General features: G+C 65.1%; 12 protein-coding genes and 1 pseudogene. 11 read left to right on the forward strand and 2 right to left on the reverse strand.

What is annotated here, in order from left to right; genetic code table 11:
* Positions 1-116 precede the first annotated feature (116 nt).
* The 6 genes from G6P99_RS40020 (at position 117) to G6P99_RS40045 (ending at position 9,022) form a co-directional block, all read left to right on the forward strand.
* Positions 117-2,390 carry a TonB-dependent receptor gene (locus G6P99_RS40020; protein ID WP_165126070.1) on the forward strand — a complete coding sequence of 758 codons (2,274 nt, stop codon included), beginning with the start codon at positions 117-119 and terminating at the stop codon, positions 2,388-2,390.
* Between the two features lie 166 nt (positions 2,391-2,556).
* Positions 2,557-3,492 carry a helix-turn-helix domain-containing protein gene (locus tag G6P99_RS40025; protein WP_029082771.1) on the forward strand — a complete coding sequence of 312 codons (936 nt, stop codon included), beginning with the start codon at positions 2,557-2,559 and terminating at the stop codon, positions 3,490-3,492.
* A gap of 118 nt (positions 3,493-3,610) precedes the next feature.
* Positions 3,611-4,855 carry an acyl-CoA dehydrogenase family protein gene (locus tag G6P99_RS40030; RefSeq protein WP_029082770.1) on the forward strand — a complete coding sequence of 415 codons (1,245 nt, stop codon included), beginning with the start codon at positions 3,611-3,613 and terminating at the stop codon, positions 4,853-4,855.
* Positions 4,856-4,963: 108 nt separating this feature from the next.
* Positions 4,964-5,686 (forward strand): SDR family NAD(P)-dependent oxidoreductase, encoded by a 723-nt coding sequence (locus G6P99_RS40035; RefSeq protein ID WP_029082769.1) that lies wholly within the window; start codon positions 4,964-4,966, stop codon positions 5,684-5,686.
* Between the two features lie 639 nt (positions 5,687-6,325).
* A complete protein-coding gene (locus G6P99_RS40040) occupies positions 6,326-7,186 on the forward strand; it encodes a DUF427 domain-containing protein (RefSeq protein ID WP_029082767.1) in 861 nt (286 codons plus the stop codon).
* A gap of 72 nt (positions 7,187-7,258) precedes the next feature.
* A complete protein-coding gene (locus tag G6P99_RS40045; protein ID WP_165126073.1) occupies positions 7,259-9,022 on the forward strand; it encodes an MOSC and FAD-binding oxidoreductase domain-containing protein in 1,764 nt (587 codons plus the stop codon).
* A 75-nt stretch (positions 9,023-9,097) separates the two neighbouring features.
* Here the strand turns inward: G6P99_RS40045 and G6P99_RS40050 are convergent, their stop codons facing one another.
* Positions 9,098-9,997 carry a LysR family transcriptional regulator gene (locus G6P99_RS40050; RefSeq protein ID WP_029082765.1) on the reverse strand — a complete coding sequence of 300 codons (900 nt, stop codon included), beginning with the start codon at positions 9,995-9,997 and terminating at the stop codon, positions 9,098-9,100.
* A 110-nt stretch (positions 9,998-10,107) separates the two neighbouring features.
* On the opposite strand from G6P99_RS40050, the pseudogene G6P99_RS47850 reads away from it, so the two are divergent.
* Positions 10,108-10,365: pseudogene (locus tag G6P99_RS47850) on the forward strand (alcohol dehydrogenase catalytic domain-containing protein); the annotation flags it as partial.
* Here the strand turns inward: G6P99_RS47850 and G6P99_RS40055 are convergent.
* On the reverse strand, positions 10,296-10,478 hold the full coding sequence (locus G6P99_RS40055; RefSeq protein ID WP_198031202.1) for a hypothetical protein: 183 nt from the start codon (positions 10,476-10,478) through the stop codon (positions 10,296-10,298). The pseudogene G6P99_RS47850 and the gene G6P99_RS40055 overlap by 70 nt on opposite strands.
* 128 nt (positions 10,479-10,606) lie before the next feature.
* Here G6P99_RS40055 and G6P99_RS40060 point away from each other — a divergent pair, with 128 nt between their 5' ends.
* From G6P99_RS40060 to G6P99_RS40075, 4 genes are all read left to right on the forward strand, one after another.
* Complete coding sequence (locus G6P99_RS40060) at positions 10,607-11,077, forward strand: zinc-binding dehydrogenase (RefSeq protein ID WP_198031201.1); 471 nt, start codon at positions 10,607-10,609, stop codon at positions 11,075-11,077.
* Between the two features lie 10 nt (positions 11,078-11,087).
* Positions 11,088-11,357, forward strand: a complete 270-nt coding sequence (locus tag G6P99_RS40065; protein ID WP_165126076.1) for a DUF1427 family protein — start codon at positions 11,088-11,090, stop codon at positions 11,355-11,357.
* A 518-nt stretch (positions 11,358-11,875) separates the two neighbouring features.
* Positions 11,876-13,126, forward strand: coding sequence for an ABC transporter substrate-binding protein (locus G6P99_RS40070; RefSeq protein ID WP_029082763.1), 1,251 nt, complete (start codon positions 11,876-11,878; stop codon positions 13,124-13,126).
* Positions 13,127-13,262: 136 nt separating this feature from the next.
* Positions 13,263-14,078 (forward strand): helix-turn-helix transcriptional regulator, encoded by an 816-nt coding sequence (locus G6P99_RS40075; protein ID WP_029082762.1) that lies wholly within the window; start codon positions 13,263-13,265, stop codon positions 14,076-14,078.
* Positions 14,079-14,151 lie beyond the last annotated feature (73 nt).

Below are 14,151 nucleotides of genomic sequence, written 5' to 3' on the forward strand. Positions count from 1 at the left end.
ACGCATCGGCTGCCGTTTGATCAATGGGGAATCTGGCCGTCGCGCATCGACGGCAGGCACGACCGTGTCCTGTTCGGAAGGATCCGGATCGCGGCCTCGTGAGATCGGAAACGAACATGTCAGGGCATATCAGACGACACGCCGCCGCCGGCGCGGCATCGCTTTTGGTCTGCGGGATGAATGGCCCCGCGTGGGCGCAAACGACCGCGCCGACCACAGAACTTCCGGACATCACGGTGACGGCGCCGCTGCATCACAGCGCGCCGTCTGCGCCGAACAAGCCGAAGACACACGTTGCCGCCGGAGCCGGTCGACGCGCGCGAAGAACCGGCGCAGTATCGGCTGCGCCCGAATCCGCCGAGCAGGCTCAGGCCCGCGGGGTCGCAGGCCAGAACGCGCGGCTCGACCAGGCCCGCGCCGCGCTGCTGGCACCGACCGGCGCCAATACCTACGAGATGAGCCGGCAGTTCCTGGAGTCGCTGCCGCAGGGCACCAACACCACCCTGGACAAGGCGCTGCTGCAGGCGCCCGGGGTCTCGCAGGACTCTGCCGCGAGCGGCGAGTTGCACGTGCGCAACGAGCACGCCAATCTGCAATACCGCATCAACGGCATCATGCTGCCGGACGGCGTCGGCGCCTTCGGCCAGATCATCGACACTGGCATCGTCGGCAGCATGGCGCTGTTCACCGGCGCCCTGCCCGCACAATACGGCCTGCGCACCGCCGGCGTGCTCGACATCCAGACCAAGACCGATGCCTTCAACAATTCCGGCAGCGTCAGTGTCTATGGCGGCAGCCACGGCAATTTCACGACCAGCGTCGACTATGGCGGCACCATCGGACAGACGCAGTATTACGTCTCGGGACGCTATTTCGGCAGCGATGTCGGCATCGAGAATCCGACGCCGGCCTACAATGCCATCCACGACCGGACCGATCAGGAGAAGGGTTTTGCCTATGTCTCCACAGCGCTCGATCCGACCAGCCGGCTGACCTATATCGGCGGCGTCTCCAACGGCAATTATCAGATCCCCAACAATCCGGGCCAGTCGCCGGCCTTCACCGCCTTCGGCGTCTCCAATTTCGATTCCGCGCTGCTCAACGAGCGGCAGCGGGAGTTCAACCAGTTCAACGTCGTGGCCTATCAGAAATCGGCCGACGGCCTCGATTACCAAATCGCCTATTTCAACCGCTACAGTCAGTTGCATTTCACGCCGGATCCGGTCGGCGATCTCGTCTTCAACGGGGTCGCGTCCGACGTCTATCGGCAGAGCTTCATCAACGGCATCCAGGAAGACACGTCCTACCGAGTGGGCTTCGCGCACACGCTGAAGTTCGGCGTGTCGTTCAGCGCCGAGCGGTCGCTGGTCAACAACGGCTCGACCGTGCTGCCGCTGGACGATACCGGGAACCCCATCGACGCGCCGCTCTCGGTGTTCGATTCCAGCGCCAAGACCGGGTACCTGTTCTCCACCTACATCAGCGACGAGTGGAAGATCACCAACCAGCTGACGCTCAACGCCGGGCTGCGCTTCGACCAGATGTGGCAATATGTCGATGCCAACCAGCTCAGCCCCCGGATCAGCCTGACCTGGAAGCCTCTCGAAGGCACGACCTTCCATGCCGGCTATGCGCGCAACTTCACGCCGCCCGAGCAGGTGCTGGCGGCGCCGACCAACCTCTCGCTGGTGCAGAATACGACCGCGCAGCCCGCCGTCTCCGCCAACGATCCTGTCTTACCCGAGCGCTCGCACGTGTTCGACGTCGGCGTCACGCAGAAAGTCTATGCGATCCCCGGCCTCGAAGTCGGCATGGACGCCTATTACAAGATCGCGACCGACCTGCTCGACGACGGCCAGTTCGGCGCGGCCTACGTCCTGACCGCTTTCAACTACGCGAAAGGCACCAACGAAGGCGTCGAGCTGACGGCGAGATACGACCACGACAATTTGCACCTCTACGGCAACGTCGCCATCGCAAGACAGGTCGCGACCAACGTCGTGTCGAACCAGTATCTGTTCGATCCGGACGAACTCGCCTACATCGCCAACAATTACGTCAACACCGATCATGCCCAGACCCTGACCGCATCAGTGAGCGGCTGGTATCAGTGGCACGACACCAAGTTCAGCGCCTCGCTGATCTACGGTTCAGGCCTGCGCGACGGCTTTGCCAACATCGGCACAGTGCCGCCCTACACCCAGGTCAATCTCGGCGTCTCGCACGATTTCTACCTTGTCGCACCGAACAAGCCCACCACGCTGCGTCTCGACGTCGTCAATCTGTTCGATACCGTCTACCAGATCCGCGACGGCTCCGGCATCGGCGTGTTCGCGCCGCAATACGGACCGCGGCGCGGCGTCTATGCCGGCATCACCCAGAAGTTTTGACGAAAGGCCGACGTCAACCAGGGGATGGCGATGCCCACGGCATCGTCATTGCTCCGGTCCGCGGGTGTCCCGGGACCCGCGGGCTGGCACTATTTGACCGCCGGTTTGGCCGGCGATATCTTTCGACCGCTGGGCCCTTCGCAGTGACAGTCTATTCGAGGCGCACATGGAATGGTCGACCAGGCCGGCCCGTCCGGATCAGCCCTTCGGCAGTTGGGCTGATAACCTCGCGGCTGCCTTCGTGCGGTTGGAGCCGCGCCGGATTGCCGAAGAATCCTTTGTCGGCACGATCTGCAAGGTCGACGCCGCGCCGCTGCAGATCTCGCGGGTCACGGCGAGCGGGCACACCGTGCTGCGGCTGCCGTCGCACATCGTTGCGAGCACCGACGACCTTTGCTTCGTCAACCTGCAGCTCGAAGGGCTGGGACGTACCTCGCAGCGCGGCCACGAGCAGATCAGTGCGCCCGGCGACCTCGCGGTTGCCGATACGACGCAGCCGTTCGAGATCGCCCACCGCCACAACTTCAAGCTCTTTTGCTTTGCCGTGCCGCGACGTCTGTTGCCGGACGCGCTGTTCGACCGCCCGCGGCTCGGCCTGTCGGCGACCGAAACCGGCCGCGCGTTCTCGCGGACGCTGGCGAGCTACGCCGAGCTCTGCCTCAGCGGCCGTCAACTCGCCACGACCTCGGCGATGCTCGGCACGCATATCGCCGAGCTGATCGCGCACGCACCCGACATCCTCGCCCACATGTCGGCGGAGCGCGTGCATATGCCCGTGCTGCTGTCGATGATGCTTGACCACATCGCCCGTCACAGCGACGATCCCGAGCTCGGTGCCCCGGCGCTGGCCACGAGATTCCGCTGCTCCGAGCGCTATGTGCACCGCCTGTTTGCGACCACCGGCCGCTCCGTCGGCGAACACGTCAACGAGCAGCGGATCGCCGCGTGCACGCGCGCCCTGCTCGATCGCAGCTCTGCCCACAGGACCATTGCCGAGATCGCCTTTGCCGCGGGCTTCCGCGACATCTCGCATTTCAACCGCCTGTTCAAGCGCCACAATGGCCTCGCCCCGCGCGAGTTCCGCCGCTCAGCCGCGCATTGAAAGCGCGACGAGACCGGGTTCACGACCCGGTTCACCCCACGCCAAGAAATCAGGCGCTGCCGTCCAAGATTTCCTGACCATGCCGGGATAGCGATAGCCCGACACGGAGGACATTGGCATGGCGATCGATTTCACGCTCACGGCGCAGCAGCGCGAGTTGCAACTCGCCTCCCGCAAATTTGCCAGGGAGGTGCTGGCCGAGGCCAGGGCCGCCGAAAAGCTGGCAACGCCGGAGCAGCGCTTTCTCGCGACCAAACCGACCTACGAGGCGATGGTGGCGGCCGGCTATATGCGCAAGTGCATTCCGGCGCCGGCAGGCGGTGACAATGCCGGCATGATCGACATGGCGATCCTGGCCGAGGAATTCTACAGCGTGAATCCCAGCGTGACGCTCACGATGCTCGGCAGCGTGCTCGGCCTGCTGCCGCTGCTGCTCGGCGGCACGCCCGAGCAATGCCAGCGGTTGCTCGCGCCGTTCCTGAAGACCAGCGGCGCGCCGCTCGCGGCCTTCTGCTCCAGCGAACCGGGCGGCAGCGCCAACGCCGCCTCGCCGCCGCCCGGCGAGGGCGTCCGCACCACGGCCCGGCGCGAGGGCGACAATTGGGTGATCAACGGCCGCAAGAAATGGGTGTCCTCGGCCACCGGCTGGAATCGCGAGGGCGCCGATCTCCTGACCGTCGTGTGCCGAACCGATCCGGCGGCGGCACCCGACGCGGCCATCTCGATCATTGCCGTGCAAGGACCGGTGACCGGTCTGGTGTTCGAACGCGCGATCGACAGCATCGGCCATCGCGCGCACCTCGTCCCCCAGTTTGGCTTGCAGAATGTCACGGCGCCGCAGCGCAATCTGCTCGGACAGCAGGGCGCAGGTCTGGCGCTGACGGCGGCGGCGTTCACGGGCACCGCGGCGCTGGTCGGAATCTTCGGCGTCGCGCTGATGCGGGCGGCGTTCGCGTTCGCGCTTGATTTTGCCCGCACCGAAAAGCGCGGCGGCGTGCACCCCATCATCGAGCATCAGGCAGTCGGATACGCGCTGGCCGATGCCAAGACCACAATCGAAGCGGCGCGTTATCTGAGCTGGCGCGCCTGCCATGCCCTGGACACCCAGTCGCCGGCCGCCGAGGAGCTCTCGGTGCAAGCCAAGATCTTCGGCTCCGAGGCCGCCGTGCGCGTCATCACCGATCTGATGCGGGTGGTCGGTATCGACAGCTATGACTATGAAGCGCCATTCGGCGGCCTGCTGCAGGACGCGCTCGCGCTGCCGATCTTCGACGGCGGCAATCTGGGCATCCGCCGGCGGCAACTGCACACGATGTTCAAGAGCCACGACTACAGCCCGCTTGCTGCAAGCGGCGCGGCGTAGGCCAGAGCGTTTTCGAGCGAAGCCTGCCCGCACTTGATGCGGGGTGGATACCGGTTCACGCAAGGAAAACGCGTCAAAACAAGAATCGAGTTTTGAAGGAGTGCGATCATGAGCACAGAGCGGAAAGTGGCTGTTGTCACTGGCGCATCGCAGGGCATCGGCGCCGGCATCGTTCAGGCCTTCAGGGATCGCAACTACCGGGTGGTTGCGACGTCGCGCTCGATCAAGCCGGCCGACGATGCGGATTTTGTCACGGTGGCGGGCGACATCGGGGCGCCTGATACTGCGGAGCACGTGTTCAAGGCGGCGCTGGAGCGCTTCGGCCGCGTCGACACGCTGGTCAACAATGCCGGAATCTTCATGGCCAAACCGTTCACGGCCTACACGCAGGATGACTACGCCACCTACATCTCCACGAACGTCACGGGCTTTTTCAACATGACCCGGCGCGCGCTGGAGCTGATGAGCAAGCAGGGCCATGGTCACGTCGTCACGATCACGACAAGTCTCGTCGACCAGCCGATGAGCAGCGTTCCGGCCGCCCTCGCCTCGCTGACGAAGGGAGGCTTGAACGCCGCAACCCGCGCGCTCGCCATCGAATACGCAAGGACCGGAATCCGCGTCAACGCGGTGTCGCCCGGAATCATCAAGACCCCGATGCACCCGGCGGAGGCGCATCAGGCGCTGGCAGCCCTTCACCCGGTCGGCAGGATGGGAGAGATCTCCGACATCGTCGACGCGGTGCTTTATCTCGATGGCGCAGGCTTCGTCACCGGCGAAGTGCTCCACGTCGACGGCGGACAGGCGGCCGGCCACCATATGCCCGGCTGATGTAGGCAAGAGGCACTCCACGAGGAGCTGTCCGTCGTCTTTGACGACGAGGAACAGGCACTCACTCCGTAAAAACCCCGCTTGCACTCCGCTGCCGGCTGCGGGAAGCTTCTCCGGTCGATTTAGGGGAAGGAGCGGAAAGCATGGTGTGCGCACGCAAACTTCTTTTGAGCTGCTTTGCAGTCGCGGCATTCGCTGCCGCCTTCAGTCCCCGGACCGCCAACGCGGTGTTTTGGCGCGGCGTCACCGCCCCGACGAACATCGATATCCACGGATATCCGATCATCAAGGAGCCGCCTCCGAGCCCGTGCCAACTGATCCATGTGAATGGCTTTTGGGTCCGGCAGTGCCTGGATTTGTCGTATCGCCGATGGCGGTGAACGAGTAGCGCACTCGCTTGAGCTACGATTCCGCGATGCTCGCCTCGTCCTTCCGCGGGCATGAGCCTCCGCGCCGGCCGCGCATTGCGCGGAACCCGAGTGCGGCGGGCAAGCGCCAGACGGGCCCGAAAGTTGCCATCATTGTTGTGAGAAATTACTGTCGGATCCGCGTTATTGCTGTCGAATTCGCGTTCGGCGTAACAAATGCTCCGCGGATATCGTACCAGCCTCGATCGTCAAATCTTTGCGGGAGGCAACAATGGGACTGTCCTGGCAACAAGGTCCGCTCTCAGCGGGAGCACTCGGCCGGTTCCTCGTGCCCGAACCGCTGCCCAAGAGGTTGTTGTTCGTCGAGCGGCTGCGCCGGCGCATGCGCGTGCGCTTCGCCGAACGCTGGATCGCCGACAGCGAGCAGGTCCTCCTGCTGTTCGAACCGGCTCGCTATCCCGTCGCCTACTTTCCGGAAGCCGATGTTGCTCCGGGTGTCCTGGAACGCACCGAGCACGTCACCCAGCACGCCGATCTCGGATCCACGTCCTGGTACAGCGTCTGCGCCGACGAGCAGCACATCGCAGCGCGGGGCGCATGGCAGCACACCGGCCTGCCGGCCCACGCAAGCGAACTGCAGGGACGGGTCGCGTTCGCCTGGCGGGCGATGGATGCCTTCTACGAGGAGGACGAGCGGATCGTCGGCCACGCCGCCGACCCCTACCATCGCATCGACATCCGCCAGGCCTCCCGTCATCTCGTGGTCCGCCACGGCGAGCGCGTCGTCGCCGACACCAGGCGGCCGCTGGTGCTCTACGAGTCCGGCTTCGCGCCGCGCTGGTACGTTCCGCGCGCCGATATCGACGAGTCCGCCCTCGTTCCGGTCAAGCTCCAGACCTTCTGCCCCTACAAGGGATTATGCAGTTACTATGCGATCGGTGAGGCACGCCAGGCGGCGTGGTCCTATCCGGACGCCTATCCCGAGGTGCGCCGCATCTCCGGCCTGGTGTCGTTCGAACCCGATATCGTCACCGTCCATCTCGACGGCGTCCAGCTGCATCTCGAACCGGGCCAGACTGTCGTGCCGCACGGCCCGGATCGCAACCTCGACGTCGCCGAGATCGTCCGCTAGTCAGCCTCCGGCGGCTTGCTGCCATTGCGAGCCGCGGGAGGCCTCCGATTCTCGTTCAAGGCGGAGCAGAACATGGCGCGACTGCTATCCGTGAACGTCGGGCTTCCGCGCGACATTGAGTGGAAGGGCCGCACTGTTCACACCGCGGTCTGGAAAAGTCCGGTGCCCGGCCGGTGCCGGGTCGGCCGGCTCAATCTGGCCGGAGACGGCCAGGGCGACCTCGCGGGCCATGGCGGCGAGCATCGCGCCGTGTTCGTCTACCAGATCGAATCGTATCGCCACTGGCAGGAAGAGCTGAAGCGAAACGACTTCGTCCACGGCCAGTTGGGCGAGAACTTCACGATCGAGGGGTTGCCCGACGATACCGTGTGCATCGGCGACCGCTACCAGATCGGCAGCGCGCTGTTCGAGATCACCCAGCCTCGCGTGACGTGCTACCGCGTCGGCATTCGCGTCAACGAGCCGCTGATGCCGGCATTGCTGACCTCAAGCGGACGGCCGGGCTTCTACTTCCGCGTCCTCAGCGAAGGCGATGTCGGCGCCGGCGACGACATCCTGAAGGTGGGCGAGGCGAAGGAGCGAATGACCGTTGCGGAGATCAACGCGCTGCTCTATTCGCCGAACCATCCGCGTGATCGGCTGGAGCGCGCCTTGCGCATCGAGCAACTCTCGCCGGGATGGCGGGCGTCGTTCCAGGCTTTGCTGCAGAACCAGGCGAGTGGCGCGGGCACCGGCAACGCGGGGCTGGCGCCGGCAGCGGCTGCGCATCCCGCTGCACCGGGATTTCGTCCGCTCGTGGTCGCCGCCATCGATCACGAGGCGGCGGACGTCCTCTCGCTGTCGATGCAGGACCCGGACGGACAGCCGCTGCCTTCGGCCCTGCCCGGTCAGTACGTCGTGCTGCGCCTTCGGCCGGCCGGCAACGGGCCGCAACTGTTTCGCAGCTACTCGCTCTCGGGCCCGGCCTCGACGGAGCGCTATCGGATCAGCGTGAAGCTCGAACCGAACGGCGCTGCCGGAACCTACCTGCGGGAGCAGATCCGGCCCGGCAATCGTCTCGACGTCAGCTCGCCGCGCGGAAGCTTCGTGCTGCGGTCCGGAGAGCGGCCCGTCGTGTTGCTCAGCGCGGGAATTGGCGCAACACCGGTGCTGTCAATGCTGCACGCCTTGGCGAAGACCGGCTCGACACGACAGGTGTTGTGGCTGCACACGGCTCGCGACGGGCAACATCATCCGTTCGCAGCCGAAGTCCGCCGCCTGATGCCCGCTCTCACCCACGGTCGCAGCTACGTTTGTTACAGCAGGCCGGACTCGCGCGACCGGAAGGGCGTGGATTTCGACGGCAGCGGACATCTGTCGCGACAGGTGTTCGGCGAGGTCGGCATTCCCGGAGAGGCGGACGTCTACCTCTGCGGACCCGCGCGCTTCATGGCAGACATGAAAGACGGGCTGACGGCCTTCGGCGTGGCGCCGCAGCGAATTCATCTCGAAATCTTCAACGGCAGCGAGTCGATGACGCCGGGTGTCGTCGGCACCGCAGCCCGAGCTCCCCATCCGCCCGGCGACGATGCGGACACCGGTCCATTGATCTCGTTCGCCAGAAGCGGCGTTGCCGCACACTGGAAAGCGTCGGCCTACCAAAGCATCCTCGAGCTCGCCGAGGCATGCGATGTCCCGGTGCGCTGGGCGTGCCGGAGTGGCGTTTGTCACAACTGCGAAAGCGGCCTGGTTTCAGGCACGGTCGCTTATGGGCCAGAGCCGCTCGACAGGCCCGCGGACGGCAATCTTCTGATCTGCTGCTCACGACCGGTTGGTGATCTCGTCATCGATCTCTGAACTGCAAGCGCGGCACGTATCAGATCGAACAGGAACCATCCGCGCGCGGCTGAGATAACGGATCCGAGAGTCCAGCTACGACGACTGGTTCAAACGCGACGCTGCGATGAAATCAACGAACAGGCGGACGCGTGGCGGCACGGGATGGCCCGGCTGAAACGTGGCGAACAGCTCGATTTCATCGCACGCATGATCGGCAAGACAGGCCACCAGACGCCCGGCCTGCAGGTCCTCAGACACGTCCCATAGCGCTTCCGACGACAGGCCCCGGCCTTCAAGGGCCCAGCCGTGAAGCACGTCGCCGCTGCTGCTGGACAGGTGCCCCTTCACGACGATCTCCTCGACGCCGTGCTCCGTCCGGAACCGCCAGCGATCGTGCAGATGATGCCGGCGCGCCAGACGCAGGCATTCGTGATCGATCAGATCGGCTGGCCGCTCGGGCATCCCGCGTTTGGCGAAATAGGATGGCGCAGCGCAGAGCACGCGCGGTGTGGTCGCGATCTTGCGCGTCATGAGCGCCGGATTGTCGGGCCGGTCAACGCGAAGCGCAACGTCGATGCCGTCCTGTCCGACCTCGAGGCCGGCATCGGAGAGCACCAGATGGACGTCCAGTCCCGGATGCTGGTCGGCGAATTCCGCCAGCAACGGCGCGATCCGCCGCCGGCCGAGCTCCATCGGCGCGCCGACCTTCAATAGTCCACGCGCCGTCGCGCCCCGGGCCGACACCTCCGCTTCGACGTCGCGCATCGCCGCAAGCAGCTTTCGGCAGTGTTCGTAGAACAGCGCACCCTCTTCCGTCAGTCGAAACCGCCGCGCATTGCGCTCCGCAAGCTTCACACCGAGCCGCGCCTCGAGGGCTGCAAGCCGCCGACTGGTGGCGGGCGGCGACGAGCGCAGGGCCGCGGCACCGGCGGAGATTCCGCCCGCTTCAACGACGCCGCAGAAGAGCTCGATATCCCCGATGCTGTCCGGCAATTCAGCCTCCATGCTTCCATATAATGGAAGCATAGCATCCTTCCTGGCATCTTTCCGGTCCTCTCAGGCCGGTCCATTTTCCAGCCTAGGAAAGATGAGGAGCAAGATTCATGCGCGCAATCCGGTTCGAGACCTTCGGAGACCCTTCGGTACTGAAACTGACCGAGGTCCCAGCGCCGACCGTGGACGCGGCGACCGCGCTGGTGCGCGTCGTCGCCGCCTCCATCAACCCCAGCGACGTCAAGAACGTGGCTGGCGCGATGAGCCAGACCACGCTGCCGCGCATCCCCGGCCGGGATTACGCCGGCATCGTCGAGGCGGGACCGGTCGAATGGTGCGGCGCCGCGGTCTGGGGCACCGGCGGCGATACCGGCTTCACCCGCGACGGCACCCATGCCGAACTGCTCGCGGTGCCAGTCACGAGCCTGCGGCGGAAGCCGGACAATCTCAGCTTCGAGCAGGCGGCATCGGTCGGCGTCAACTATGTCGCCGCCTGGTGCGGCATCGAGGCCGCCGGTCTCAAGGCTGGCGAGACCATCGTCCTGATCGGCGCCGGCGGCGGGGTCGGCGGCGCCGCGGCCCAGATCGCCCCGGCGCATCGGCGCGCGGGTGATCGGCGTCGACCGCCACGCGCCGCATGCCGACGCGCCGATTCATGCGATTGCGGAGCATCTGATCATCGGAGCGGAGGACGTGCCGGCGGAAATCCGCGCGGTCACTCGCGGCAACGGCGCCGATATCGTGTTCGACCTCGTCGGCGGCGTCATGTTCCGCAGCGCTGTCAACAGCCTCGCGCTGCGCGGACGGCTGGTGGAAATTTCCGCGACCGGCCAGCGCGAGGTGAGCTTCGATCTCGCCGATTTCTACCACAATGAAAGCCGGCTGCTCGGCGTCGATACCTTGAAGCGCGATCTGGCGGCCTCGGCGGATGTGCTTGACGCGCTCACGCCCGGCTTCATCGCCGGCGATTATCGCGCGGCCCCGATCGCGGAAACCTGCGGGCTGGCTGACGCCGCGCAGGGCTATCGCAAGGTCGCAGCCGGTGCGACAGGTCGCATCGTGATCAAGCCGCAGCAATAGGAGGACGACGATGATCGGCTACATGCTGTCCCTGCTGATGGGCGTTGCCGCCGGGGTCGCTTACGGCCTCGTCCAGGTTCGCTCCCCAGCCCCGCCGCTGATCGCGCTGGTTGGCCTGTTGGGCATGGTGGTCGGAGAACAGATGATCAATACGGCGCGGCATCATCTCGCGCCCGCTTCAACACCGATCGCGCAGTCCGACGATGCACGTCCGGATCCACACGGCCTTACCGCGAGGCAAAGGCCGAACCGCATGAACGATGCGGCACGATCTCCGTGAGGGCGGAACGAAGAGCAAAAGCTCGGACGATTCATGTCGCGAGAACGCGGAAGTATGACTCACGGCTAATGCAACATTCGGTGTCGTCCTGGCGAAAGCCAGGACCCATTACCCCAAATGAGACTTGTTTCGCGATGCTGGGGCCACGATCCCGTTCATCATCAAGTGCGCTGGCTATGGGTCCTGGCTTTCGCCAGGACGACGGTCGTGTGTGTGGCGCCCACACTGTCATCGCCCGGCTCGACCGGGCGATCCAGTACGCCGCGGCCCCTCAGCTTAAGCACCGGCGCCTCTGGAATACTGGATCACCCGCCTGCGCGGGTGATGACATCGAGCAAGTAACCGCGACATTGCGCCGCGAACCTCGTTGCGGCGCAACAATCAAAATGAGACTGCCCGTTAAGCGATTGCGCGGCGACGACATCCGCGCTGTGCCCGCCTTCGGCTAGCTTTATCAGCAACAACCGGACGCCCTTGCGCGATGTGGACGCCGGCGACAACACAGAGGGAGGAGAGCAATGTTGAAAGGCAGTTTGGGACTGATAGCGTTGAGCAGCCTGTTGCTTTCGGGCACGGCGTTCGCTCAGGAGAAGATCAAGGTCGGCGTCACCGCGACGCTCGAGGGCACCTACACCGTGCTCGGCGAGGATGGCATGCGCGGCCACCAGACCGCGCTCAACGTGCTCGGCAAGAAGATCGGCGACAAGGAACTCGAATTCGTCGTCGCCTCGACCGACGCGACGCCGGACTCCGCGGTGCGCGCGGTGCGCAAGCTGATCGAGCAGGACAAGGTGCAGATCCTACTGTCGCCGCTGTCGGGCGACGAAGGCATTGCGGTGAAGAACTTTGCAAAAACCCATCCGGAGCTGACCTTCGTCAACGCCGCCTCCGGCGCGCAGGAGACGACCTATGTCGACCCGGCGCCAAACTTCTTCCGCTTCAACATGGACGGCGCGCAATGGCAGGTCGGCCTCGGCAAATACGCCTATGAGACCAAGGGCTATCGCAAGATCGCGACCGTCGGCGAGGACTACTCCTTCATCTACACCCAGGTGTTCGGCCTGGTTCTCGAATTCTGCGGCGCCGGCGGCCAGGTCACCAACCGGCAATGGGTGCCGCTCGGCACCAAGGACTTTGCCTCCGTGATCGCCGCATTGCCCGACGATGTCGATGCGATCTATCTCGGCCTCGGCGGCGCCGACGCGGTCAACTTCCTCAACCAGTATCAGCAGGCCGGCGGCAAGGCGCATCTGATGGGCGGCTCGATCATGATCGACCAGACCATCCTGTCGTCGAAGGGCAGCGCCAAGAACGCGCTGGTCGGCACCATCGCCGCCAGCGGCCAGGCCGATACCTGGGAGGATCCGGGCTGGCAGAAATTCGTCAAGGCCTACCAGGACGCCTTCCCGCCGGCCAAACGCTTCCCGAGCCCGTCGCTGCTCGCCACCAATTATTACGGCTCGACTATGGCGCTGATCCTGGCGCTGCGCCAGGTCAACGGCGATCTCTCCAACAACCAGGCCAAGCTCAAGGAGGCGCTGGCGAAGATCGAGATCGACGCGCCGAACGGCAAGATCAAGCTCGATTCCAACCGCCAGGCGATCGGCACCAATTTCGTCACCGAGGTGGTCGATGACGGCAAGGGCGCGCTGTTCTCCAAGGTCGTGAAGGTGATCCCGAACGTCAACCAGACGCTGGGCTACGATCCGGCGGTGTTCGCCAAGATCGGCCTGCCCGGCCGCACGATCCCGGAGTGCAAGAAGTACTGACGTATTTGTTGCAGTGCAGGCAGAGCGGCCGCGGCATGGCGCGCGGTTGCACCAACAGCCCTGCTCGCCCTTGCTTTCCGCGGGCGGATGATGAACGCTTGTCGAAAAGACAAGAACATCCCGCGGGAGGGGAGGCATGAGCAGGGCGCTTGCCGTCTTCCACGGCCGGTTCGGTCGCGCGACGGTCTATCAGTTGAACCGTCCCTTCAACGTGCATGCGCACCGCGAAGGGCATCTGATCTTTCATGTCGGCGGAACGCCGGCGCAGATCGATGTCTCCGAGCAGCGCCTGCTGCTCAAGGACGACACCGTCGTCGCGGTCAACCCGTGGGAACCGCACAATTTTCTGCCGACCGACATGGACCACGGCGCGATCTTCTTCGTGCTCTATGTCAACGCCGAATGGTTCGCGCCGACGGCGAATGCGCAGGGCCTGCGGTTCGGCCGCACCTTCTTTCCCCGCACCGAGACGCTCGACCGGCTGATCCGCCGCACCGCAGCACTGGTGTGCGGCGCGCCGTCGCTGCGCACCCTCGATTGCGAACTCCGGCAATTGATCGATTCCTGCTACGAGGAGAGCTGGCAGGCGGCGCAGGACGCGCCCGCGGCGGCCGCGGTGACCGATTTCCGGGTCCGCAAGTCGATCAAGCTGATGTCGGAAAGCCCCGGCGCCGAGATCGAGCTCGATGCGATCGCGCGCGAGGCGGGCCTGTCGCGGCCGCATTTCTACCGGCTGTTCCGGACGCAAACCGGCGTCACCCCTCACCTCTACATGAACACGCTGATCATGGAGCAGGCGCTGGACGCGCTGGTCGCGACCGAGACGCCGATCGCCGATATCGGCTTCGATCTCGGCTTCTCCTCGCAGAGCGGCTTCACCCGCTTCTTCGCCGCCAATGTCGGCATGGCCCCGACCGACTATCGCCGCGCCGCCAAGGTGTTGCGGCCGTGAACGAGTTCCGGAAAGGAAAACGATAAAAGATACTCTGGATCAAATCCCTAGCTTTCGCCCTCGATAGGATGAC

Origin of the sequence: Bradyrhizobium sp. 6(2017) (genome assembly GCF_011058295.2) — a bacterium.
In the GTDB taxonomy this organism is placed as follows: Bacteria; Pseudomonadota; Alphaproteobacteria; order Rhizobiales; family Xanthobacteraceae; genus Bradyrhizobium; species Bradyrhizobium septentrionale.

Excerpts from the sequence above, each read along its gene's own strand:
- G6P99_RS40020 (WP_165126070.1), top strand. The coding sequence starts at position 117 with ATGTCAGGGCATATCAGACGACACGCCGCCGCCGGCGCGGCATCGCTT.
- G6P99_RS40025 (WP_029082771.1), top strand. The coding sequence starts at position 2,557 with ATGGAATGGTCGACCAGGCCGGCCCGTCCGGATCAGCCCTTCGGCAGT.
- G6P99_RS40030 (WP_029082770.1), top strand. The coding sequence starts at position 3,611 with ATGGCGATCGATTTCACGCTCACGGCGCAGCAGCGCGAGTTGCAACTC.
- G6P99_RS40035 (WP_029082769.1), top strand. The coding sequence starts at position 4,964 with ATGAGCACAGAGCGGAAAGTGGCTGTTGTCACTGGCGCATCGCAGGGC.
- G6P99_RS40040 (WP_029082767.1), top strand. The coding sequence starts at position 6,326 with ATGGGACTGTCCTGGCAACAAGGTCCGCTCTCAGCGGGAGCACTCGGC.
- G6P99_RS40045 (WP_165126073.1), top strand. The coding sequence starts at position 7,259 with ATGGCGCGACTGCTATCCGTGAACGTCGGGCTTCCGCGCGACATTGAG.
- G6P99_RS40065 (WP_165126076.1), top strand. The coding sequence starts at position 11,088 with ATGATCGGCTACATGCTGTCCCTGCTGATGGGCGTTGCCGCCGGGGTC.
- G6P99_RS40070 (WP_029082763.1), top strand. The coding sequence starts at position 11,876 with ATGTTGAAAGGCAGTTTGGGACTGATAGCGTTGAGCAGCCTGTTGCTT.
- G6P99_RS40075 (WP_029082762.1), top strand. The coding sequence starts at position 13,263 with ATGAGCAGGGCGCTTGCCGTCTTCCACGGCCGGTTCGGTCGCGCGACG.